This window comes from Streptomyces mesophilus, assembly GCF_040300965.1.
GTDB classification, from domain to species: domain Bacteria; phylum Actinomycetota; class Actinomycetes; order Streptomycetales; family Streptomycetaceae; genus Streptomyces; species Streptomyces mesophilus_A.
In genome coordinates, this window is record NZ_JBEPEW010000315.1 from 1 (window position 1) to 1313 (window position 1313).

Annotated in this window: 1 protein-coding gene and 1 pseudogene; one reads left to right on the forward strand and one right to left on the reverse strand. The window is 73.8% G+C overall.

The window, feature by feature from the left end; translation table 11 throughout:
* A pseudogene (locus ABT367_RS41355) lies at positions 1 to 186 on the reverse strand (hypothetical protein); the annotation flags it as partial.
* A 436-nt stretch (positions 187 to 622) separates the two neighbouring features.
* Between ABT367_RS41355 and ABT367_RS41360 the strand changes: the two are divergent.
* Positions 623 to 1313 (forward strand): SWIM zinc finger family protein (locus tag ABT367_RS41360; RefSeq protein WP_352259129.1); only part of this gene is annotated, 691 nt, incomplete at its 3' end.

The following is a 1313-nucleotide window of genomic DNA, read 5'->3' on the forward strand; positions in this document are numbered from 1 at the left end:
GGGCGCCGACGCCCGAGCGGTGACGCCCGCCGTGCCGGACGCATCCGCATCCGGCCCTGCGCTCGGAGCGGCCGAAGCGAGGCGCTCACGGGAAGCGCCCGCGCCGGCCGACGCGGCGGGGTCCGCGTCTGCCGACGGCTCGAGGCCGCCCACGCCCTCCGAGGAGCTCGGCTCGTCCGCGCCCACCAGCCCAACGGTTTCGCCGGTGGGGTCTGCGTCTGCCGATGGTTCGGGTGGGTCCGTATCCTCGGAGGGGCTCGGTTCGTCCGCGTCTGATGGTGCGTTGGCTGGGCCGTCGGGGTCTGCGTCTGGCGGCGGTTCGGGTCGGTCTGTGTCCTCCGGGGAGTTCGGCTCGTCCGCGCCCACCGGCCCAACGGTTTCGCCGGTGGGGTCTGCGTCTGCCGATGGTTCGGGTGGGTCCGTGTCCTCCGGGGAGTTCGGCTCGTCCGCGCCCACCGACCCAACGGTTTCGCCGGTGGGGTCTGCGTCGGCCGATGGTTCGGGCCTGTCCGTGTCCTCCGAGGAGCTCGGCTCGTCCGCGCCCACCGAGGAGCTCGGCTCGTCCGCTGGTGCGTTGGCTGGGTCGGCGGGGTCCGTGTCTGGCGGCGGTTCGGGGCGGTCCGTGTCCTCCGGGGGCCTCGCCTCGCCCGCGCCCGCCAGGTCCACGGACCCCAACGCGGCCCCCAGCGGTGACCGTCGCCCCACTGCGAACGGCGACCGTCATCCCACCCCGTACAAGTCCACGCGTCCGCAGACCGCACAAGATCTTCGCCGTACGTTCTCCGCGCTTCCCCAACGGCCCGCAGCCGAAGGGGACTTCGCGGAGACCTGGTGGGGGAACGCGTGGGTGCGGGCGCTGGAAGAGGTGGCCGCCGATCCGGCGCGGCTCAAGCGCGGGCGGGGGTACGCGGATCAGGGGCATGTCGAGTCGATCACCGTCACGCCCGGCAATGTGCTCGCCTACGTACAGGGCAGCCGACAGCGCCCATACCGCACCCGGATCCGGCTGCGGACGCTGGACGATGCGGACTGGGAGCGTTTCCTCGACGCCGCCGCCGACCATCCGGGCCACCTCGCAGCCCTGCTCGACAAGGAGCTGCCGCAGGGGCTCGCGGACCTCGGCGTGGACCTTCTGCCGGGCCCCGGCGACCTCCAACCCGACTGTTCCTGCCCGGACTTCGGCCACCCCTGCAAGCATGCCGCCGCCCTGTGCTACCAGACGGCCCGGCTGCTCGACGCCGACCCCTTCGTGCTGCTGCTGCTCCGCGGCCGCGGCGAGCACTGGCTGCTCGACACCCTCGCGCGCCGCAACG